Genomic DNA, 21735 nt, shown 5'->3' on the forward strand with positions numbered 1-21735 from the left:
ACGGAAGTTTCATAATTGTTTGAAAGCTGGCATACTTCTGATTTTTATCTCCAATCTCATTCTCAGCGAAAATCTGCGCCCCAATCTGAGTAAAATTCATCTTTTGCGGCGGCTCTTTTTCCTTTGGAGAGGTTTGGGGTGAGGAAGGCAAATTCTATAACCAGCTGTTGTATTTCTTAATAAACCAATTTTTCACAAACTGAGTCAGTAAGCAATAACTGAACAGGATTCCCAATAACCACGGGAAATACATCAAGGGCAAAGGTGTCATTTTGAAAGCGGCGGCAAAAGGGGAGAAGGGAATCATGATGCCGACCAGCATGATGGTGGAGGTGAGTGCCACAACGGGTGCCGAAGCCCAGCTTTGAATAAACGGAATTTTGCGCGTACGAATCATGTGGACGATTAAAGTTTGAGAAATCAGACTCTCTACAAACCAACCGGTCTGGAATAAACTCTGGTGTTCCGGTGAATTGGCTTTGAAGATAAACCACATCAGAGCAAAAGTGGCATAATCGAAAACAGAGCTGATCGGTCCGATGATGATCATGAATTTGCTGATTCCGCTTGCGTCCCATTTGTGCGGAGTTTGAATGTAATCAGAATCCATTCTGTCCCATGGAATTGATATTTGCGAGAAATCATACAGGAGATTATTAATTAAAATCTGTATCGGAAGCATGGGTAAAAAAGGCAATAAAGCCGATGCGCCCAAAACGCTGAACATGTTCCCGAAATTACTGCTGGCGGTCATTTTGATATACTTAATGATATTTCCATGTGTTCTGCGGCCATAAACAACGCCTTTCTGCAGAACCATTAAGTCTTTTTCGAGCAGGATGATATCGGCACTTTCTTTGGCGATATCTACGCCGGTATCTACCGATATGCCGACATCTGCATCGCGCAGAGCCGCCGCGTCATTGATTCCGTCGCCCATAAATCCCACGGTGTGTCCTTTTTGCTGGAGCAGTTTCACGACTCTGGATTTTTGCAGCGGACTTAGTTTTGCGAGTATGGATACCATGCCGATTTTATTTTGAAATTCCTCATCAGTCATCTTTTCCAGCTCATTGCCGAGCAGCACATTCGTTACCGGAATACCCACTTCGCGGCAAATCTTTTTAGTGACAATTCCGTTATCACCGGTCAGTACTTTTATGTTGACTCCTAATTTCTGCAGTTCACGAACGGCTTCACTTGCCGTGGGTTTTGCAGGATCCAGAAAGCCGATGAAACCGGTAAGTACCAAATCGCATTCATCAGCAATCGAATAAGTGAGCGGTCGTGCATCGCTTTCTTTTACACCGATAAGCAGGACCCGAAGTCCGTCTCCATTCAGCTTATCTGTGATTTGGATTATTTTGTTTTTGAGATTTTCGTCTAAAGGAATAATGGCATCTGTGAAAAACTGGCTTTGTTCATCTGCCCCGGGATCTATTGCCCGGTTACAAACCGACAGCATTTCTTCGACAGCACCTTTGCAGATCAAAAAGTGTTTGTGGTTTTTTTCTTCCAAAATGACAGACATCCTTCGCCGGTTAAAATCAAAAGGAATCTCATCTACTTTTTTAAATTCGGCCAGTTTTAAATCGGCCTGTACATCTTCATGGTTTTCATGATAATCGATGACGGCCAAATCCATGAGGTTTTTCAAACCGGTTTGATAAAAACTGTTCAGATAAGCCCATTTAAAAACTTCGTCATCTTCGATACCGTGAATGTTGAGATGTCTTTGCATGACTATCTTGTCAAGCGTCAAAGTTCCGGTTTTGTCCGTACATAGAATATCCATCGCACCGATATTCTGAATGGCATTTAATCTTTTGACGACTACTTTTCTTTTGCTCATGCTTACGGCGCCTTTTGCCAAGTTGGTCGTTACAATCATCGGCAACATTTCCGGCGTTAATCCTACGGCAACGCTGATACCGAACATAAATGCTTCCAGCCAGTTTCCTTTCGTCAATCCATTAATTAAAAAAACCAGCGGAACCATAACAAACATAAACCTGATGAGCAGCCAGCTTACACTGTTGACTCCTTTTTCAAAACTGGTTTCGGCTCTTTTGCCCACCAGTGATTCCGACATCGTGCCAAAGTACGTTTGATTGCCTGTGGCCACTACGATTGCCTGAGCAGTTCCACTCACCACATTGGTTCCAAGGAAACAGATATTCTCTAAATCGAGTGAAGATTTTTCGGAACTGTCAGTCAGCAGCGTATCGTGTTTCTCAACAGGCATGGCTTCACCGGTCAGCATTGATTGGCCTACGAATAAATCTTTGGAGTGAAGTATTCTGACGTCGGCGGGAATCATATCGCCGGCAGATACCGAGATAAGATCACCGGGGACTAATTTTTTGATATCAATATCAATTTTACCCGAGTCTTTCCGCAGCACAGAAGCATTCGTTTTAACCATGCTTTTCAGCTCTTCTGCAGCTTTGTTGCTTCTGAATTCCTGAGAGAATCTCAGCAATACACTGGTAAGGATCATGAGCAAAACCACAATCACTTCTTTGTAATCTTTGGTGCCGGGAGCCGCATAAATTACATTCATAAAAAAGGAAACCACGCCGATTAAAAATAAGACCCCATTGAAAGGATTTATGAAAGCGCCGAGTAACTGAATATACCAAGAGGGAGCTTTTTCGTGCGCTATTTCGTTGATGCCATATGCTGACCGTTTTTTTATAACCTGATCATCTGAAAGGCCTTCTTCACTGCTTTCGAGTTGAGTGAACAGTTTTTGGGGATCGGCTTCTGCGGCTTCTAAAAGTTGTTTCGCGGCGAGTTGGTTTGCACTATTGTCCGGCGAAACTAAACTGGCGGTCACTTTTTTATTGAATATATTTAACATGATGACAGATGTTAAAATTAATTTGGAGTCTTGGTTTCAGGTGCTTAACTCGCTGCTATATCCAGTTCTGATTTTAAATCTTCCGTCTTGCACAAAACAGCTAGATATCATTTTTACTTTTACTGATTCACGCAGTGATCAATTTTTGTAAAGCTCTCACTTTATATGAGTTACTTATTCCATTGATACAGATTTTCTAAAAACTGTATTTTTTCGTTTTCTGTCCATCGATTCGTGTAAATCAAAAAATTTAAGAAATTTTTTTCTGAGGAACCGAAAAGAAATACATGGTCCAATTGATCTTTATATTTCCAAATGATAAATTCTAAGTTTGAATTCTCTTTAAGTTTTTGCGTTTTAAAGTTATGTTTTTTTTTCAAATCAGAATCCCATTTATAAAATGCTTTTAGGTTTTCAAAATCCGACCGGTTTGCTTTATAAAATGGATAAGACTTCTTCAGATTCTGCGCAATTGCTATAATGATTCCGTCGCCATTTTTCAAATAGGTTTGGCCAGATTGGCGTACCGTATTCAATTGGGTCCAATTCCCCGGAATTTTTACTTCCCCGGAATTCGTTTTTATAGTGGTGTAATCCATCAGATCCTGGCTCACTATAAAATGCGGGAGGAGAAAAAAGAGGATTGTGGGTAAACTGATTTTCATTATGCTGTTATTTGATCGGAAGAAGAGCTTTGCACGTTCATCGGTTTGTGGATTTTTATAATAAATCCTCATAGCGTTTTCATATTCAGTACGATACAAAGATATAATAGAAATAGGTTACAAACTGTATTTTTTTAGCTGGCAATTTGTTTTTTTTATTTTCTTTGCCTCAGAATCAAACAACGGATAAACGGAGGCGATCCCCGAACTATTTTAGAAAAGGTGAGTTTTAGATCATTTAAAACAGCTGTTATTGAATTGCAATATTGTTTTAAAAGATAAACAAATAAAAAAACAGCGCTTAAAAAACGCTGTCTGACTGTCCTTATTTTTTTGAAATTACTGAAAATTATTGAGGCTGTTCTTTTGAATTTTCATAAATGTTATAAGAGCTTATTTTTTACTTTTATTTGAAGTAAATCAGTTTTCATTAATTATCCTTCGATTTTTCAGTTCTAAGAAAATGCAGAGAACCTAATCTTGTGTCTTTAGTTAAAGTCCAGATATTAATGATTTTTTCAGAGTTAAAATCCTGCTCGTTTGGACTGATGAATTCAATTTCTTTAATGCTTTTTGTGGCGATGAGATAGTGGTCATTCATCAATAAAAAACCATCCACATAGATTTTTGTTTGAGGATCTGCACCGAGAAATATTCTGATGTCGTTTTGAGTTTTTGTTTCAATGTTTCCTAAATCTGCCTTACAAAGAATCAAGCCATATTCACTTAAATTTGGGTAGGTTTTCGCATATTGATCAATTCCTTTTTGTGCGGATTTCATCACCTGCATTTCCTTTATTGTGATGTTCGGCTGCGTATTAATCAGTTCCCAATTGGCGATAATGTTTTCATTAATCAAAACGGTGGGCTTATCTTTTTTGGAATACAGTAACTTTTCGAAACTCTGTGCAAACATACTTGAGCAGGAAATGAATGTCAGCAAAAGAAATAATTTTGTTTTCATAGAAGTGATTTTATTATGATTGACTTTATCAAATATAACAATATTTTTCATTCAAAACTTTTAAATGGTAAATGGTTTAAAAAGTTAAACTGTGGCAATCTTGCGAAATACTTATTAAAAATAACTTCACCTATTTTGTAGTTAAAAGATTTACAAAGAATCATTAGAAATTGAACCATTAAGATTCGGTTAAGGGATTAAGAATATTAAGATTTCCTCCGGTTGAAATAAATAATTTGTACCAACATTTTGCCATCTTTTGAAAAACTTTTTAAAATATATCTTTTGTTTCTTTTGCGGTTAAAAAAAGTTGAAAATTATCAGTGAAAATTGCACCATGAAGATTCGGTTAAGGGATTAAGATTATTAAGATTTCCTCCGGTTGAAATAAATAATTTGCAGCAACATTTTGCCATCTTTTGAAAAACTTTTTAAAATAAATCTTTTGTTTCTTTTGCGGTAAAAAAAACTCCGCGGGATCATTAATTCGAAACAAAAAAACTTCCGAAAATCTCCGGAAGTTATATGTTTTAGTACGATTCTTTCTTATTCTTAATTTGAATAACTCATCAGTTCCTCTTTTTTGGAATTGACCATTTTGTATTCCAGATATTTAAAGGAATCTCTTGGGATAATCGTTACCCATTTTTTGTATTTCAAGTACCATTTCATTTGGATGCTTCGCAAACCTTTGGTCAAATAAGCTTCTACAAAAGGATGGACATGCAAAAACAGTTTGCCTTTTTCGGTCTGAATCAAATTCCGGATCACTTCTTCCATGCGCTCCACCACAACGATTGGGGCCAGGATTTCTCCGTCAATATTAGGATTGTCTTCCTTGGTTTTGATGACTTTTTCCGGTTTGGTCCGTTGACGGGTTAGCTGGATCAGTCCGAATTTACTCGGTGGCAAAATCTTGTGTCTTGCTTTATCACGGCTCATTTCGGCTTTGAAATGTTCGTACAGATCTCGTCGGTGGTCGGCATTGATCATGTCAATAAAATCGACTACGATAATTCCGCCCATGTCTCTCAGTCTGAGTTGACGGGCGATTTCGGTGGCTGCCATTTTATTCACGGTCAAAGCGTGCTCTTTGTTCGATGAACCCGCTCCTGAGGAAAGATTATTCCCGGAGTTTACATCAATAACGTGGAGTGCTTCTGTATGTTCAATGACCAAATAGGCACCTTTCGAACTTGGGATATTCACGTGTTTCCCAAAACTCTGTTTCATCTGTTTTTCTACGTTGTAATATTCCATTAATGGAATTGGTTTATCGTAGAACTGAACAATGTTTTTTCTTTCCGGCGCGATAACTTCGATATAATTCCGCATATCGTCAACCATTTGCTCATCATCACAAATAATGGAAACGAAATCGGCATTAAAATTATCCCGTAAAATAGAGGAAGCTTTATCTTCTTCGCTCAATACTCTGCTCGGGACTTTGTTTTTCTGAAGGTTTTTAAATGCGGTTTCCCATTTCTGAATCAGCTGATTCATGTCATTGTGGAGTTCTGCGACTTTTTTTCCTTCGGCAACGGTCCTGATGATCACACCGAAACCTTCAGGTTTAATGCTTTCAATTAAAGTTTTGAGTCTCTCCTTCTCCTCAGAGTTGCTGATTTTTTTTGAAATAGAAACGCTTTTGTCAAATGGAATCAAGACTAAAAATCTTCCGGTAAGGGAAATTTGAGTTGATATTCTCGGTCCTTTTGTTGAGATCGGTTCTTTGGTGATTTGTAGAATAACGCTGTCGTCTTTTGCCAGAACTTTATCAATGGTTCCGTTCTTATTAATCTCTTTTTGAATTTCGAAATTCTTTAGCGACGAATTGTGTTGTTTTTTGGAAACAGTGTCTTGTAGAAATTTTTTGTAAGTAAGAAATTGTGGGCCTAAATCCTGATAATGCAAAAAGGCATCTTTCTCATAACCAATGCTTACGAAGGCAGCATTTAAATTGGGTGCAAGTTTTTTTACTTTACCGATAAATAAATCGCCGACCACGAATTCACTCTTGTCCTCCTGTTCGTGGAGCTCAAAAAGCCGTCCGTCTTCCAGCAAAGCAATCTTAGATTGCTCGCCTTCATGTGATATAATCAGTTCTTTCTTCATTCTGTTGATAAGGGATTAAAATATTAAGGGTCTTAGAAATTCTGAAAAAATCAATTCTAATTGCTCAATTTTTTAATAGTTTCTTGGTTTTGTTTTATCAAATTTGGCGAAATGTCATCCTTTTGATATAAACAAAAATATAGCCGGTGTAATTTTAAATAGATAAAAACACCAACTATATTGTTATATTGTAAATCGCAAAGAGATTATTTTTTCTTGTGTCTGTTTGCTCTTCTTCTTTTCTTTCTTTTGTGGGTCGCAACCTTATGTCTCTTTCTTTTCTTTCCGCTTGGCATAATTTAAATTTTTTTGTTTGTAACTTATATTTATTATTTAGTTTATTACTTAACTGGAACTTTCGTTTTGATTTTCTCTACGAACGTTTTCGAAGGTTTAAAGGCCGGGATATTATGAGCAGGGATTTCAATAGCGGTGTTTTTCGAGATGTTTCTTCCTGTTTTTGCTGCTCTGGTTTTAATAATAAATGAACCAAATCCTCTTAGATACACATTATCTCCGTTATACATTGATGTTCTGATCTCCTGCATAAAAGCTTCAATAACTTTCTGGGTTTCATTCTTTTCAGTTCCCAATTTATTTGAGATGGTGTTTACCAATTCTGCCTTTGTCATTTCCTTTTTTTATTTATATTTTTGGTGTGCAAATATAATAAGAATTTTTGAAAACAAAAAAACAAAATGCTGATTTTCTTCATGTTGGTAGGAAATTACTGGATTGGTACAAAATCCATGGCAGAGAATTGCCCTTTAGAAAAACCAATGATCCCTATAAGATTTGGATTTGCGAAATTATTTTTCAGCAAACCCGGATAGAACAGGGGCTTAACCATTACCGAAATTTCATTGAAAGATTTCCCGATGTTCAAACCTTAGCCGGGGCAGAAACTGATGAAGTTTTACTCTATTGGAAAGGCCTCGGATATTATTCCAGAGCCTTGAATCTGCATAAAGCATCGCTGCAGATCATTAATGATTTTAATGGAATTTTTCCCGCAGATTACGACAGTATTTTGCAGTTAAAAGGAATCGGAAAATACACTGCAGCAGCCATTTCAAGCATTTGTTTCGGAAAAAAAATCGCTGCGGTAGACGGTAATTTTTATCGCGTTTTATCCCGGTTATTTGCCGATGATTTTGATATTTCAAACTCCAAAGCCTTTGATTATTTTTCTGAACTGGCTTTAAAGATGATGCCCGAAAATGAAGCCGGACATTTCAATGAAGCCATGATGGACTTGGGTTCCGAAATCTGCAAACCCAAAAATCCGAAGTGTGAATCCTGTCCTTTAAATAAAGACTGCGTCGCTTTTAACTTAGGCAAGATTTCCGGTTTTCCGGTAAAGACCAAAAAAGTGAAACCAACTGATTTAGACCTTTACTATTCTTTTGTGGAATATAACGGTCAATTTTTGGTACGACAGAGAAAAGACGATTTTATCTGGAAAAAGCTTTTTGAATTTCCTGTTGAAATTCCGGCAGACTGGCAGCAGTTCGTCGTTAAGCAGAAAACCATTGCTCATAAACTGACGCATAAAAATTTATCGATTCAAATGAGTCATGTTGTACTGGAGTCGCAGGATATTTTCACCGAATTTGCAAACGGGAACGGCTTTTCAATCATAACTTATGAAGAATCGCACCAGAAATCCTTTCCGAAACCGCTGGAAAATTACCTGAAAGATTATTATGAAAACAAATCTTTAATGCGCTGAACTCCTTAATCAGAGCTTATCGTTTTTTTTCTGCCATGAATTCACGAATTTACTTCGGCCACGGATTCACGAATTTTTTTTAAACTGCTTTAAGGACAAATAATCAAACCATTATTCATGTAGATAAATGTTCATTCGTGAATTCGTGGCATTTTATTAGCCACGGATTCAATTATTTTCATCAAACTGCTTTAATTTTAAATAATCAATCCTTTATACTTTGCAGATAACCATTCGTGAATTCGTGTCATTCATAAGCCTATTTTTTCTTTATTAAAAATTTAAAACTAATTCGTATTTTTGCGCAATGTTTAAAAGACTTATTTTCACTTTTTTAGGATTTATTTTGCTTTCCTGTTCAAAAGAAGCACAGCCAAAACCTTCTGGTGAACTTCGTTTAGAATATCCCGCCCCGAAATATCAAAGATTCACTTCCCCGTGTAATTTTAGTTTTGAGTACTCGGATTTTGCCAAAGTTAGAGCGGCGAAAAATCCGTGTTGGTATTATATCGAATATCCGAAAATGAAAGCAAAAGTTTTTATCACCTATTTTCCCATTAAAAATGATTTTGATCTTCATGTAAAAGAATCGGAGAAAATGGTGTATGAACATACCATCAAAGCGAGTTCAATCGACACGAAATCATTTAGTTTTCCTGAAAGGAAAGTGTTTGGTAATTTCTACGAACTGAAAGGTCAAAGTGCCTCGAATCTTCAGTTTTTTGTGACCGATTCTACGCGCCATTATGTGACCGCAAATTTGTATTTCAATTCAAGACCAAAGCCGGATTCATTGGCACCGGCGGTAGAATATATTAAAAATGATATCCTCCATTTAATTGAAACCTTTGAATGGAAAAAGTAATCATGAATAATGGGCAATAAGCATTTATTAATGAGCAATATTTTAAAATAAGGTATTTTTTAATAAAACGGAGTTGATTCATAAAGTGACGATTTAAGAAAGGATAAAGTAATCCTGTTAAAAATAAAACAAATTAGATGATATCTTTTATAAGATAGATTTTATAAAAAAAAATAAAACAAATTTAAATATGAAATTATTAGTTGTTGGTTCAGTGGCTTTCGATGCGATTGAAACACCTTTCGGAAAAACAGATAAAATTTTGGGTGGCGCTGCAACCTATATCAGTATTGCTTCTTCAGTTTTAGGAGTGGAATCTGGAATTGTTTCTGTAGTTGGTGGCGATTTTCCACAGACCGATCTGGATATGCTTACCGGAAGAGGAGTAAATATCGAAGGGATTGAAATCATCAAAGAAGGGAAAACTTTTTTCTGGAGTGGCAAATACCACAACGATTTGAATTCAAGAGATACTTTGGTAACGGAAGTGAACGTTTTAGAAAACTTCGATCCGAAAATTCCTGAATCAATGCAGGATGCCGAGATTTTATTATTAGGAAATCTTCATCCTGGCGTTCAGCTTTCTGTGTTGGAAAAGATGCACAACCGTCCGAAACTGGTTATTCTTGATACCATGAATTTCTGGATGGATTCTGCTCTGGATATTTTAATGCAGATGATTGCTAAAACCGATGTAATCTCCATTAATGATGAAGAAGCAAGACAGCTTTCCGGCGAATATTCATTAGTAAAAGCGGCTCAAAAAATTCATGCGATGGGACCGCAATTCGTGATCATTAAAAAAGGAGAACACGGTGCGTTATTATTCCACGAAGGAAAAATATTTGCAATTCCGGCGTTGCCTTTAGAAGAAGTTTATGATCCAACCGGAGCGGGCGACACGTTTGCAGGAGGTTTTGCTTCTTATTTAGCGAAGAAAGAAGATTTCTCTTTTGAAACCATGAAATCTGCCTTGATTGTAGGTTCTGCAATGGCTTCCTTCACGGTAGAGAAATTCGGAACTCAGCGTTTAGAAGAAGTGACAGAAAGTGAAATGATTGAAAGAATCAATAGCTTTAAAGAATTGACTACTTTTGAAGTAAACGTTTAACTTTCCTCCCATTAAAGAATCAGAATTGCTATATCAATAAATTCATTCCCGGAATGATAAATTTAAAATTGGATTAATCTTCAAAAAAAATAACAGGTAAAAATATGAGAAAAATAGTCGGTGTATTGATGATGATGGTGTTCGGCGGTGGAATTTCTGCACAATATATGATTGTGGGCAAAGACAGTATTTCGCTGGCTCAGTTCAAGAAAGAGAATTTATATGGTTTAGAAAATGCCGGTGTTGCCAATACCATTAATACGACACAGAATTTCTACCTGTTTCAGCAATTTGCAGCCGAGAAAAAAGCAGATACTTTGACTTATTTCCGTGAAAGAATGTCGGAAAGAGAAGCGGAGTTGAGAAGTAAATATTTTTTTCCATCACAGGTGATCGATCCGGTTTTAAATGATTTTGTTAAAGATAATCAGACAGAGAAAGAAGTTCAGGTTTTTATCTTAGAAAAAACGGAAGGCGATAAAACCGATTATCAGCAGGTTTATAACGATGTAAAATCAGGTAAACTGACGATTGAAGACGCCATCTCAAAATATACAAAAGCGAATCCAAAACCAATTTACATAAAACCGGGAAGTCTTGATAATCAAATGTACGCAGAGATTAAAACTTTGCCGAATAATACACTGACCAAATTTTTCAACACTCCTTCGTATATAGGTTTTGCCAAAGTTCTGAACTCCAGGCCAAGTTTGGGTTACATGATTTTTGGAACGATCTCTTTTCCTAAAGATGCCAGTTCTGATTCGGTAAAAGATAAAATTTACCGGGATTTGAAAGAAGGAAAAACCTTTCAGGAAGTGGCAAAACTATATGGAGCCAATGAACATGAGAAAGAAAATGGTGGCGTAATTATGGGTTCACCAACTTTGCCGGACGAAGTTTATGAATTGTTCAAAGGAAAAAAAGCGGGATATTACACGCCGGAACCTTTGCTTTTTGGAGACAGTTATTTTGTTTTTAATATTTATAATGTTGAACCTTATGTTTTAACAGAAAAAAACAGAGCATTCTTCCTGAGAGAGATGAACAACACGCTTTATGCTGAAGTCTTACAGGACAGGATGACGGCTTTCCTGAAAACAGATCCTTCTTATAAAGAATTTCCGGCTTTTCAAAACATCAAAAAATCGTATCAGAATTTAGTGGCTGCAAAAGACAGCGAACTTCTTTATCAGTATAAAAATGAAAAAGTAACCGCCGGATTTATCAAAGAACTCATTGGTGACAAAAAAGACGATGCTGCAAAACTATCACCTGCAGTTTGGGCAGAAGCTCTGAATAATATCAATTCTCAGGATATTCTGAAAATTTACAGTAAGAACTTTACCACTATTAAAAATGTAAAAGAGGAACTGGAAGCCAATAAAAAATCACTTTACTCTGACTATATTTTCTCCAGATATTTGACTGAAGAAATTGCAAAACACCCGGAATGGCTGACCGAATATTACAACCAGCACAAGTCCAAATACATTTGGGGCGAAAGAGCGGAAGGTAGAGTTGCCATCTTCGGTGACGCCAAACTGACCAAAGATATTGCTAAAGAAATAAAAGATGTTAAGGCCTGGGAGTTTTTAAAAGGGAAATTCGCCGGAAAACTGAATGACAAAAAACAAGTCCTGGTGAATTTTGAAAAAGGCGAAATGTCGAAAGAAGCTGACGTCTTTACCAAATACAATGTTCCTTTTAAAACAGGCGTTCACACCACTAAAATGGGAGATAAATCTTTGGTGATCGCCATTGATAAAATTCTTCCTCCTTCCCAGATGACCCAGGAAGAAGCAGCAGAAGAATTGAAAGATGCCGTGAACGAAAAAAAGCTCAATGAAATCATCGCTGAACAGAAAGCGAAAACTAAAATTGTGGTTCAACCCGAATTCCTAAAGGATTTAGAAAAGAATTTTAAGAAATAATTATAATAAAACATGCAGGTTATTTCGTTTAGAATGATAATTTTGCAAATCGATAAAAAATAGATATGAACAAAAATGTAAAATTCACCCTGCTTTTTAGCTTAATGCTCGTGTTTTTCGGGACTCTCAACAAAGCGCAGACGCATTTGAAAAAAGGCGACATGATTGATGGGATTGCTGTAGTCGTAGGGGATGAAATTATTTTAGAATCAGATATAGAAGAACAGGCCAACTTTGCAAAACAGCAGGGTGCGAATGTTGCAGACAAATGCGAATTTGTGGAAAGTATCATCAACAATAAACTTTTGATCTATGAAGCCAAAAGAGATACGTTGATCGAAAACCGATCTGCAGCGATCAAAGAGCAGGCGAACCAAAAATACACTCAGATTTTAGGGCAGTTTCCGGATGAGAAAACAATGCTTTCTACCTATAAATTCCGCACCGCTTTTGAGATGAAAAATGCCATCGAAAAGATTGATGCCGACAACTATTACGGACAGATGAAGTTTGGCAGAATTACCGATAAAGCTGACGTTACACCCAATGAAGTAACCGATTTTTTTACTACTTTTCAATACCAGCTTCCAGAAGTGAAAGATGAAGTTTCGCTTTCTCAGATTGTCATGTATCCCAAACTGACCAATGCCCACAAAGATGAAATCATTGCACGGCTCAATAAAATAAAGCAGGATATTTTAGCAGGCGAATCTTTTGAAAGCCAGGCCAGAATTTATTCAGACGACCCGGGATCTGCCGCAAAAGGAGGATTATACACCAATATTGCAAAAGGCAAAATGGTAAAACCGTTCGAAGCAGCAGCGCTGAATTTGCAGGAAGGGGAAATCTCTGATCCGGTAGAATCCGATTTTGGGTACCACCTCATTCAATTGGTAAAGAAAAGTGGGAAGCAGTATGATGCCCGCCACATCCTCTTAAAAGCCGAACCGGATGCAGAAGAAATTCAATCTGCAAAAAAAGAATTAGACAGCATCAGAACTTTAATTATCGATGGTAAAATGAGTTTCAAAGACGCAGCATTCCGATTTTCAGATGACAAACAAACCAAGTTCAATGCAGGAATTATCACCGGACAGGACGGGTCAGATAAAATTGAAAAGCTAAATCTCCCACCCACGATCTCTTACCAGATTGCAGGACATAACAAAGGCGACATTACCGATGTATTTCAAGATACCGCGCAACAGGACCGAAAAACCGTAGCCATCATTAAAATCGATGATGTGATCGCAGCGCACAAACTGGATATTACTACCGATTACAACAGAATTAAGCAAATGGCGCTTAATAAAAAGAAAAACGAAATGGTAGAAAAATGGGTAAAAGAAAAATTACCAAGTGTATTTATTTCTATCAATGACCGTTACAAAGACTGTACTTTCAAAACTGACTGGCGTAAAACAGTTACCAAATAAATAAAATTAAATCTCTGCACTGGCGGAGATTTTTTTTGCATATCATATTACAAATTCTACGGGAATGAAGCATGAAAATCTGAATAAGGAGCAACAAGATTTTCGCTTTGTAGAAATCCGGTCCCGCTTTCCGCTGTATCTTTTTTTTCGTCGTTCCTCCTCGAAAAAAGGATGCCGCTGCAATCGGGGCTAGAACATCAGGCATTTATTCTTTCGAAAGAATCCCTTACGTCTATAATAAAAGAAGTTCTTTTGATTATTTATGAGGGATTATTACTATTTTAGTTGTGTAATAATGTTCTACACGTAAACTTCCGTTAAGAGGTAAAATATTGTGAAAAATCACCAAAAACAAATTACGATAAATGAAACAGAAAGAACCATCAGAATTATCAGATCAGGAACTCTTGCAGGAAGTACAGAAAATCAAATCAGCTTTAATCGTCAATGCGGTATTATGCAGCATCATGATTGGAGTTGCCACTTACAGCACGGTAAAAAACGGTCTTGGAATTCTTACTTTTTTTCCGCTCTTTTTCATTCCTGTTTTTACTAAAAACAGAGCCCGAAAAAAAGCCGTAGAAAACCAGCTGAAAGAACGAAACCTTGTATAAAATATCACGCTCATACTGCCAGAATATTGTATCATTTGGTTCTGTTTAAAACGAAATAATTTTTACGCCCGCTGTTTTTGAAGGCTGTATCTTTGATGAATGTATTTTGATTGATCGTCATTTCGTTTCAATTGTTATCCTTACTTTGCCGGCAAAAAAAATATTCATTAACAATGAAAATCATAACTATGGAAGAATTAAACAATCTTGAATTGGCCCTTTTAAACGCTTTGACCGAAAAATATCCCTCTTTAAAATCTCATATTCCCTATTTAAAAGTGAAGGAAAGAAAAAACACCGGTGTCGGAATGGAGGTAAATCTTGAATATGTGAATGCTGATGAAGAATTGAATTTTGATGATATGAATGCATTATTCAGTAATGGAGAAAATATAGAAATTAAAGGTTTAAAACAGGGTTTAAGTTATGTAATTGACGTTACTGACGGCAAAATTTTATATATCGAATTTTCAACATACGGTGAAAATTGGAATGGAGAATTCGGGGAATACAAAATTATTAAAGATTAACTTTTTGTTTTAAAGGAGGTTTCTCCTGCGTTCATTTTTTGATGATGATAAAATATCAGATCTACCTCTTTCTTCTGTAATAAATTTTCACTCGCATATTTTTTCCTCACCGCCGAATTATTTAAATTTACCACATGAGTAATTTTTTAGATTTTGGCGTGGCCAAAAAGATGAAAGAAATGAGTGAAAAACAAAATAAAGTCACTCAATTATTTGAAATAAAATATCCCATTATTCAGGGTGGAATGATTTGGCATTCCGGTTGGCGCCTGGCTTCTGCGGTATCAAATAACGGTGGTTTAGGTTTAATTGGAGCCGGGAGTATGTATCCCGATATTCTGCGCGAAAACATCCGCAAATGCAAAGCCGCGACCAACAAACCTTTCGGGGTGAATGTACCGATGCTCTATCCGAATTTAGAAGAAATCATCCAGATTGTTTTGGAAGAAGGCGTGAAGATTATTTTCACCTCTGCCGGAAATCCCAAAACCTATACCGAAACATTAAAGAAAGAAGGTTTAAAAGTCGCTCACGTGGTTTCCTCGACGAAGTTTGCCATGAAATGCGAAGATGCGGGAGTTGATGCCATTGTCGCAGAAGGTTTCGAAGCCGGCGGACATAACGGACGTGATGAAACGACCACTTTCTGTTTAATTCCAAACGTGAAACAGCATATTTCAAAACCTTTGATTGCCGCGGGCGGAATTGCGTTGGGTTCTCAAATGAAAGCGGCCATGATTCTTGGCGCAGACGGCGTTCAGATCGGTTCCCGTTTCGCTGCGACCGAAGAAGCGAGTTCGCATGAAAACTTTAAAAATAAAGTCATCTCTTTAAATGAAGGCGATACATATTTGACTTTAAAAGAATTGGCGCCCGTTCGTTTGGTGAAAAATAAATTTTTCCACGATTTGGAAAAACTTTACGATCAAGGCAGAGATGCAGAAGCTTTAAGAGAAACTCTCGGAAGAGCAAGAGCTAAGCGTGGAATGTTCGAAGGTGATTTAGAGGAAGGCGAATTAGAAATCGGTCAGGTCTCGGCGTTAATTCATGAAATTTTGCCGGTTAAAAAAGTCTTTGAAAATTTATTGAAAGAATATCGGGAAGTAAATTCCTTTGATTTATAAATAAAAAATTCCGTCCCGCATTTAACGTGACGGAATTTTTTTTACTTCTAATTTTTTACCGTTGCTTTTGCCTGTTGGTTTTTCAATTGTCTTTCTTCATATTTTTTTACAATAAAAGCGATGATCATCGGTGAAACCCAAATCAGGATTTTTCTTAAAAGTGCTGGATTCATAATCTTATTTTTTAATTGCAGGAGTATTTGCAATTATTTTGCCAAAATTTGTAAAAAATATTTTCCCAAATTATTTCAGCTTCAAAGCTTCGCCATCAAACGAAATTGCGTCCCAACCGAACTCCATAAAGTTTCTGATATTCTGATGGTCGTTTCCTTCTGGATTTTCCAAAACATCATTTCTATAGAAATCTCCAAATAACGATAAGGTTTCTTCTTTTGATAAATCATTCAATTTTGCAAAACTGAAAACTTTGCACGAACCGTTATTTTCATTGGCTTCGTTCACTGTATTTCCATTCTTAAACTGTATTGGTGTAAAGTCATAATACTCATCAATGTAAGCGATGACTTCTTTAAAGGCTATGGTTTCCGGGGAGGTTTTGAGTTGGTCTAAGATCATTTTATTTTTATTTAATTCTTTAAGTGCTGAAAGATCTAAATTATTTAGCGAATTCCCAAAACTTGCTTATATTTGGATTGCTGACTAAAATCTCATTGATGAGACAAATTCAACATTATATGGTTGTATTTGTAGTATTATATGAGACATATATACAAGTTGTGCGACATTTTCTCAAAACTGCCGATATGCAAGCAAAATATTTGATTTTACTCCTTTTCAGTTTTTTAATTTCTTGCAGTAAAACTGAATCAAAAAAAGAAAATGAAACTGCAAAAATTGAGCAAGAGTTTATTCCAAAATTTGGAGAAATATTTTACGATTACGATGCTGTTCTTCATTACAAAAATAAACTTGACAGTATTGACAATATCGAAGCAAATAAAACAAATTCAAAACTTGGCAAATTAAAATATGATATTATTTTAAGAGACAAACCTCAAAAAATTTATGACACAGACTTTTTTAAAGATTTAGAAAAAATTGGGTTTGTAAAAAATGAGGTTAAAAAAAATAAATTTCTGGAACTAAATAGAATATTTGTTGAAAAAACCGTGAATCAAAGACTTGATTATGCTTGTATTGCCATTTAGCGAGATATTCTAGTTTTCAAAAAGAATGAAAAAATCATCGGAATTGCAAAAATATGTTTTGAATGTAATAAAAATCAAATTTTGGGAACAAATAAAAACATTGAAAATTTCGGACAAGATGGAGATTACGAAAAGCTTGACAAATTGTTAAATTATTAAAAAAACGATCGCACAACAAGGTATTTCTATTAGCGGGGTTGAAGTTTACATCATAAAGATTTTCGCTAATTGTTCATTTTGTTATATTTACAAAGTTTAGTTATATAAATCCCCGCCAACAGAAATACCCAACCGTTATCTATAATGCTATAAAAATCCCGTCAACAAATGAAAAAATCATTATTAATTTTTGGAATACTTATCTGTAATTTAATTTTCGCTCAAAAAGTTAAAGTTCTAAATTTTGGAACTTTTCATATGGCTTATACACCCGATGCACACAGTTATAAATTTGACGCAAAAGACCAAAAAAATATAAATGAAACTTATGAAATAGCAAAAATGATTGCAAAATTTAAACCTACAATTATTTGCATAGAAAAAGTTCCAAATGAAACATATAAACTGAATAATGATTATTCAAATTTTTTAAAAAATAAGGATTACAAAACTTTTTACGGCGGAGAAATTGCGTTAATTGCTTACCAAGTTGGAAAAATTGCAGGAGTGAACAAATTGTATGCAATAGATGAACAAGAAATTTCATATTACAATTTTAATATTGGCAATCAACTAAAAAATCAAGTTGATAGTTTAAGCGAAAAAAAATTTAATGCAGAAATTTTTAAAGAATTTGACGAAATTGAAAAACTATCTACGCTCCAAAAATTAAAAAGAATTAACACCAAAAAATATTTAGACCAAAATATAAACATTAATGCTGATAACTTAACTTATGTCAGCACAAAAGGGAATTTTGAAGGTGCTGATGAAGCGAGCGTATTTTATCACAGAAATTTGAGAATTTTTTCTAACTTAAACCAAATACCTGTTACAAAAGACGATAGAATTTTTATAATTATGGGTGCTGCTCATACCGCATTTTTGAACGAATTTATGAAACGAAGCCCAAAATATGAACTTGTAGATGTTAAAAAATACCTAAAATAAAAAGCACTACAGATAATAACTAAGCTTTCGTTTTGTCTGAAAGACAAGAAATGAAAGCACTCGCTGCCGCGATTATATCGAGTGGCGTCTATTAAAAGAATGTTTTCTCCCCGCTCTCCGAAGTTTCCCGACTTCAGAGTTTTCTTTTTTCAGTCGACAAATCCTTCCGCAACCTTCAGAAATCCTTCCGCAACCTTTAGAATTTGTTCCGCAAGGTTCAGTAATGGTTCCGCAACTGCAAGAAATCATTCTGCAACTGCAAGAAATTATTCCGCAACCTTTAGAAATCATTCCGCAAGTGCAGGAAATGGTTCCGCAAGCGTCAGAAATCATTCCGCAAGTGCAGTAAATGGTAAAACAACATTGTGTAAGGATTTCTGTAATTGATGATTTGTTTATTCATCCATTTATTTGCTATATTTACAATTAAATACAAATAAACATGGAGAATCTTAAAAACACAAATCCGCCAGACGGTAAGAAATCGAGAAGCAAATATGTTTCCGCAGAACAGTTGATCGCAAAAATGAAAGTTGCTTTCACCAATGCCAAACAACCCGAAATATTAACGGAACTCGTAACCGTAGGCATTACCGAAACTCAATTGGACGACTATCTGACAAACATTGCCAATCTGGAGCAGCTGAGCCAACAACAGAAAATGGAGTATGGAGAGCAGTATGCCGAAACGGACAAATTCAATCTAAAGCGTGACGAAATCGACGCTGCCTTTACCCGCCACCGCAACCTGGCAAAAATTATCTTCAAAGGTGACCGCCAGGCAAACACAACGCTGGGGATCGATGCCGGACGCAAACAGGCTTATGCTGCATGGTTTCAGCAGGTAAGTAATTTCTATGCGCAGATTTTGGCTAATCCAACCTTCAAAGCCAAGGCAGCCTCGGTAAACATTGACGATGTCGCAATTGCTGCGCAGCAAACAGCTTTGGTGGAGGTCTCTGCCCTAAAGGAATCTCAGAAAAAAGAACTCGGCGAAGCACAGCGTGCGACCGATATCCGGGATACCGCGCTGGATATGCTTTACCCAAAGTATACGCAGCTCGTCGCTTTTGCCAAAGTGCTTTTCCGCGATGATCAAACCCTGGAAAAACTGGGCATCATCGTAAAAAGGGAAAGGAGTTTCTGATAGGATAGAAGACTTAACAGTAACTTTATAAATAAAAAAACCACCTCATTTCGAGGTGGTTTCTATTATTTTATCCGTTATTTTCAGGCTTATGTCCGCCGTTATTTTCCGGTCGGTCATCTCTTCGTTGAGGTCTGTCACCTTGTGGACGGTCTTCTCTCGGTCTGTCGTTATTCTGAGGTCGGTCACCTTGTGGTCTTTCTTCACGAGCCGGTCTTGGCAATAAAACTTTTCTAGAAAGTTTCATTTTCTTACGGTCATCGTAACCCATGAATTTCACTTCTACCTGATCGCCTTCGTTGTAAGGAACTTTATCCAAACGCGCCCATTCGATTTCAGAAATATGCAATAAACCTTCAGTTCCTTTTGCAATTGCTACAAAAGCACCGAAGTCCATTACTTTTACAACTCTACCGTTGTACACACTTCCAACCACAGGAACGAAACAGATTTCGTTGATCGCTGCGATCGTTGCGTTGATGTTTTCTCTGTTCACGCCGGAAATTTCAATTCTTCCGATTTCGCCAATTTCTTCAATCGCGATAACGGTTTCGAAATCTTTCTGCATCTGCTGAATAATTTTTCCTCCAGGTCCAATAATCGCCCCGATGAAGTCTTTGGAGATTTCCAATACTTCCATTTTTGGTGCGTGTGGTTTAACGTCTGGTCTTGGTGCGTCAAGAGTTTTCAATAATTCATTAAGGATATGCAATCTTCCGTCTTTCGCCTGGATTAATGCTTTTTCCATAATGTCCATTGATAATCCTACAACCTTAATGTCCATCTGACAAGCCGTGATTCCGTCTGCAGTTCCAGTTACTTTGAAATCCATGTCACCTAAGTGATCTTCGTCTCCTAAGATATCGGAAAGTACGGTGAATTTGCCTGATTTAGGATCAGTTACCAATCCCATCGCAATTCCGGATACCGGTTTTGAAATTTGAACACCTGCATCCATTAATGCTAAAGTTCCAGCACAAACAGTTGCCATAGAAGACGAACCGTTTGATTCTAAAATATCAGAAACGATACGGATGGTGTAAGGGTTTTCTGTAGGGATCATTTTCGCCAAAGCTCTTTGAGCCAGGTTTCCGTGACCTACTTCTCTTCTTGAAGTTCCTCTTAAAGGTCTTGCTTCACCCGTTGAGAACGGTGGGAAGTTGTAATGTAAGAAGAATTTCTGATCGTAGTTGATCGCAACGGTATCCACCATGTTTGCATCTTTTACAGATCCTAAAGTTACTGCAGTCAATGACTGAGTTTCTCCTCTTGTAAAGATTGCAGAACCGTGTGCTCCCGGTAAATAATCAACTTCTGACCAGATCGGACGAATCGTTTCCGGGCTTCTTCCATCCAAACGAATTTTGTCGTTAAGGATCATTTGGCGCATTGCTTCTTTTTCTACATCGTGGAAATAGATTTTTGCGTAAGGTGTTACTGTTACTAATTCTTCCTCAGAATACTGAGTTAAGAAGTCTGCTAAAACAGCCTGGAAGTTATCATGTCTTTCTTCTTTGGCAGAAGGAGTTTTTGCAATATCCAATACTTTATCATAAGTTTGAGCCCAAACTTTTTCACGAATTTCTTCGTTGTGATCTTCGTGAGAATATTCTCTTTTTGGAAGAGATTTACCAACTCTCTCGGCTAATCTTTCCTGAGCGGCTACCTGAACTTTAATTTCTTCGTGTGCGAATTTAATGGCTTCGATCATTTCCTGTTCAGAAATTTCTTCCATTTCACCTTCTACCATTACGATAGAATCTTTAGTTGCACCAACCATAATATTCAAATCAGCTTTCGCTAAATTTTCCATACTTGGGTTAACAACCAATTTTCCGTCGATTCTTGCTACGGTAACTTCAGACATTGGTCCGTTGAAAGGAATGTCGGTAATGGCGATTGCAGCAGAAGCGGCTAATCCGGCCAAAGATTCCGGCATACATTCTTTATCATACGAGATCAGGGAAATCATCACCTGAACTTCTGCATGGAAATCTGACGGGAAAAGCGGACGTAAAACACGGTCAACTAATCTCATCGTTAAGATTTCTTCGTCAGATGGTCTTGCTTCTCTTCTGAAAAAGTTTCCCGGGATTTTTCCTGCGGAATAAAATTTCTCTCTGTAATCTACTGTTAAAGGTAAGAAGTCAACACCTGGTTTGGCATCTTTGCTGGCTACAACTGTTGCAAGAAGCATCGTGCCTCCCATTCTTACTACTACAGCACCATTAGCTTGTTTCGCTAATTTTCCTGTTTCAATGGTGATTTCTCTACCATCGCTTAATTGAATTTTTTCAATAATTGCTTGTGGAGCATTCATAAAATTTGATCGTCTTTGGCACTCCGTATTGAGTGC

General features: G+C 36.7%; 20 protein-coding genes. 12 read left to right on the forward strand and 8 right to left on the reverse strand.

From position 1 onward, the window contains the following. Window positions 1–154: 154 nt before the first annotated feature. The 5 genes from mgtA to QGN23_RS14285 form a co-directional block, all read right to left on the reverse strand. Window positions 155–2863, reverse strand: a complete 2709-nt coding sequence (gene mgtA, locus QGN23_RS14265; RefSeq protein WP_282904910.1) for a magnesium-translocating P-type ATPase — start codon at window positions 2861–2863, stop codon at window positions 155–157. Between the two features lie 170 nt (window positions 2864–3033). Further along, complete coding sequence (locus QGN23_RS14270; RefSeq protein WP_282904911.1) at window positions 3034–3528, reverse strand: hypothetical protein; 495 nt, start codon at window positions 3526–3528, stop codon at window positions 3034–3036. Window positions 3529–3958: 430 nt separating this feature from the next. After that, on the reverse strand, window positions 3959–4543 hold the full coding sequence (locus tag QGN23_RS14275; RefSeq protein ID WP_282904912.1) for a carbon monoxide dehydrogenase beta subunit family protein: 585 nt from the start codon (window positions 4541–4543) through the stop codon (window positions 3959–3961). A 501-nt stretch (window positions 4544–5044) separates the two neighbouring features. Continuing rightward, window positions 5045–6607 carry a ribonuclease E/G gene (locus QGN23_RS14280; RefSeq protein ID WP_282904913.1) on the reverse strand — a complete coding sequence of 521 codons (1563 nt, stop codon included), beginning with the start codon at window positions 6605–6607 and terminating at the stop codon, window positions 5045–5047. Between the two features lie 341 nt (window positions 6608–6948). Then, a complete protein-coding gene (locus QGN23_RS14285) occupies window positions 6949–7239 on the reverse strand; it encodes an HU family DNA-binding protein (RefSeq protein WP_133439951.1) in 291 nt (96 codons plus the stop codon). A 47-nt stretch (window positions 7240–7286) separates the two neighbouring features. Between QGN23_RS14285 and mutY the strand changes: the two genes are divergently transcribed. From mutY to QGN23_RS14325, 8 genes are all read left to right on the forward strand, one after another. After that, window positions 7287–8339 (forward strand): A/G-specific adenine glycosylase, encoded by a 1053-nt coding sequence (mutY, locus tag QGN23_RS14290; RefSeq protein WP_282904914.1) that lies wholly within the window; start codon window positions 7287–7289, stop codon window positions 8337–8339. A gap of 307 nt (window positions 8340–8646) precedes the next feature. After that, a complete protein-coding gene (gene gldD, locus QGN23_RS14295) occupies window positions 8647–9204 on the forward strand; it encodes a gliding motility lipoprotein GldD (RefSeq protein WP_282904915.1) in 558 nt (185 codons plus the stop codon). 190 nt (window positions 9205–9394) lie between these two features. Then, window positions 9395–10315, forward strand: a complete 921-nt coding sequence (locus QGN23_RS14300; protein WP_282904916.1) for a PfkB family carbohydrate kinase — start codon at window positions 9395–9397, stop codon at window positions 10313–10315. Between the two features lie 104 nt (window positions 10316–10419). Next, window positions 10420–12249, forward strand: a complete 1830-nt coding sequence (locus QGN23_RS14305) for a peptidylprolyl isomerase (protein ID WP_282904917.1) — start codon at window positions 10420–10422, stop codon at window positions 12247–12249. 65 nt (window positions 12250–12314) lie between these two features. Continuing rightward, window positions 12315–13685: a peptidylprolyl isomerase gene (locus tag QGN23_RS14310; RefSeq protein WP_396127329.1), complete on the forward strand. Its 1371-nt coding sequence runs from the start codon at window positions 12315–12317 to the stop codon at window positions 13683–13685. Window positions 13686–14050: 365 nt separating this feature from the next. Continuing rightward, on the forward strand, window positions 14051–14299 hold the full coding sequence (locus QGN23_RS14315; protein ID WP_282904918.1) for an FUSC family protein: 249 nt from the start codon (window positions 14051–14053) through the stop codon (window positions 14297–14299). A gap of 173 nt (window positions 14300–14472) precedes the next feature. Beyond that, window positions 14473–14829, forward strand: a complete 357-nt coding sequence (locus QGN23_RS14320; protein WP_282904919.1) for a hypothetical protein — start codon at window positions 14473–14475, stop codon at window positions 14827–14829. Between the two features lie 179 nt (window positions 14830–15008). Further along, window positions 15009–15953, forward strand: coding sequence for an NAD(P)H-dependent flavin oxidoreductase (locus QGN23_RS14325; RefSeq protein WP_396127355.1), 945 nt, complete (start codon window positions 15009–15011; stop codon window positions 15951–15953). Between the two features lie 47 nt (window positions 15954–16000). Here the strand turns inward: QGN23_RS14325 and QGN23_RS14330 are convergent, their stop codons facing one another. Together QGN23_RS14330 and QGN23_RS14335 are read right to left on the reverse strand one after the other, a co-directional pair. Continuing rightward, entirely contained in the window at window positions 16001–16126 is a 126-nt protein-coding gene (locus QGN23_RS14330; RefSeq protein ID WP_282904921.1) for a hypothetical protein, read from the reverse strand. A 70-nt stretch (window positions 16127–16196) separates the two neighbouring features. Continuing rightward, on the reverse strand, window positions 16197–16529 hold the full coding sequence (locus tag QGN23_RS14335) for a HopJ type III effector protein (protein WP_282904922.1): 333 nt from the start codon (window positions 16527–16529) through the stop codon (window positions 16197–16199). Window positions 16530–16627: 98 nt separating this feature from the next. Between QGN23_RS14335 and QGN23_RS14340 the strand changes: the two genes are divergently transcribed. From QGN23_RS14340 to QGN23_RS14355, 4 genes are all read left to right on the forward strand, one after another. Continuing rightward, complete coding sequence (locus QGN23_RS14340) at window positions 16628–17122, forward strand: hypothetical protein (protein ID WP_282904923.1); 495 nt, start codon at window positions 16628–16630, stop codon at window positions 17120–17122. Window positions 17123–17449: 327 nt separating this feature from the next. Next, window positions 17450–18232 carry a DUF5694 domain-containing protein gene (locus tag QGN23_RS14345; RefSeq protein WP_282904924.1) on the forward strand — a complete coding sequence of 261 codons (783 nt, stop codon included), beginning with the start codon at window positions 17450–17452 and terminating at the stop codon, window positions 18230–18232. 223 nt (window positions 18233–18455) lie between these two features. Further along, complete coding sequence (locus QGN23_RS14350; RefSeq protein ID WP_282904925.1) at window positions 18456–18581, forward strand: hypothetical protein; 126 nt, start codon at window positions 18456–18458, stop codon at window positions 18579–18581. A 93-nt stretch (window positions 18582–18674) separates the two neighbouring features. Further along, complete coding sequence (locus QGN23_RS14355; RefSeq protein ID WP_282904926.1) at window positions 18675–19379, forward strand: hypothetical protein; 705 nt, start codon at window positions 18675–18677, stop codon at window positions 19377–19379. 70 nt (window positions 19380–19449) lie between these two features. Here the strand turns inward: QGN23_RS14355 and QGN23_RS14360 are convergent, their stop codons facing one another. After that, the gene (locus QGN23_RS14360; protein ID WP_282904927.1) at window positions 19450–21699 is read right to left on the reverse strand and encodes a polyribonucleotide nucleotidyltransferase; all 2250 of its coding nucleotides are present in this window, start codon (window positions 21697–21699) and stop codon (window positions 19450–19452) included. Window positions 21700–21735: the final 36 nt, after the last annotated feature.

The sequence above is a fragment of the Chryseobacterium gotjawalense genome (genome assembly GCF_030012525.1).
In the GTDB taxonomy this organism is placed as follows: Bacteria; Bacteroidota; Bacteroidia; order Flavobacteriales; family Weeksellaceae; genus Kaistella; species Kaistella gotjawalense.

Coding starts and splice junctions, on each gene's coding strand:
- QGN23_RS14315 (WP_282904918.1), top strand. CDS start 14,051: ATGAAACAGAAAGAACCATCAGAATTATCAGATCAGGAACTCTTGCAG.
- QGN23_RS14270 (WP_282904911.1), bottom strand. CDS start 3,528: ATGAAAATCAGTTTACCCACAATCCTCTTTTTTCTCCTCCCGCATTTT.
- QGN23_RS14355 (WP_282904926.1), top strand. CDS start 18,675: ATGGAGAATCTTAAAAACACAAATCCGCCAGACGGTAAGAAATCGAGA.
- QGN23_RS14320 (WP_282904919.1), top strand. CDS start 14,473: ATGAAAATCATAACTATGGAAGAATTAAACAATCTTGAATTGGCCCTT.
- QGN23_RS14310 (WP_396127329.1), top strand. CDS start 12,315: ATGAACAAAAATGTAAAATTCACCCTGCTTTTTAGCTTAATGCTCGTG.
- QGN23_RS14335 (WP_282904922.1), bottom strand. CDS start 16,529: ATGATCTTAGACCAACTCAAAACCTCCCCGGAAACCATAGCCTTTAAA.
- mgtA (WP_282904910.1), bottom strand. CDS start 2,863: ATGTTAAATATATTCAATAAAAAAGTGACCGCCAGTTTAGTTTCGCCG.
- gldD (WP_282904915.1), top strand. CDS start 8,647: ATGTTTAAAAGACTTATTTTCACTTTTTTAGGATTTATTTTGCTTTCC.
- QGN23_RS14325 (WP_396127355.1), top strand. CDS start 15,009: ATGAGTGAAAAACAAAATAAAGTCACTCAATTATTTGAAATAAAATAT.
- QGN23_RS14275 (WP_282904912.1), bottom strand. CDS start 4,543: ATGAAAAATATTGTTATATTTGATAAAGTCAATCATAATAAAATCACT.
- QGN23_RS14330 (WP_282904921.1), bottom strand. CDS start 16,126: ATGAATCCAGCACTTTTAAGAAAAATCCTGATTTGGGTTTCACCGATG.
- QGN23_RS14340 (WP_282904923.1), top strand. CDS start 16,628: ATGAGACAAATTCAACATTATATGGTTGTATTTGTAGTATTATATGAG.
- QGN23_RS14300 (WP_282904916.1), top strand. CDS start 9,395: ATGAAATTATTAGTTGTTGGTTCAGTGGCTTTCGATGCGATTGAAACA.
- QGN23_RS14360 (WP_282904927.1), bottom strand. CDS start 21,699: ATGAATGCTCCACAAGCAATTATTGAAAAAATTCAATTAAGCGATGGT.
- QGN23_RS14285 (WP_133439951.1), bottom strand. CDS start 7,239: ATGACAAAGGCAGAATTGGTAAACACCATCTCAAATAAATTGGGAACT.
- QGN23_RS14280 (WP_282904913.1), bottom strand. CDS start 6,607: ATGAAGAAAGAACTGATTATATCACATGAAGGCGAGCAATCTAAGATT.
- QGN23_RS14350 (WP_282904925.1), top strand. CDS start 18,456: ATGGTTCCGCAACTGCAAGAAATCATTCTGCAACTGCAAGAAATTATT.
- QGN23_RS14305 (WP_282904917.1), top strand. CDS start 10,420: ATGAGAAAAATAGTCGGTGTATTGATGATGATGGTGTTCGGCGGTGGA.
- QGN23_RS14345 (WP_282904924.1), top strand. CDS start 17,450: ATGAAAAAATCATTATTAATTTTTGGAATACTTATCTGTAATTTAATT.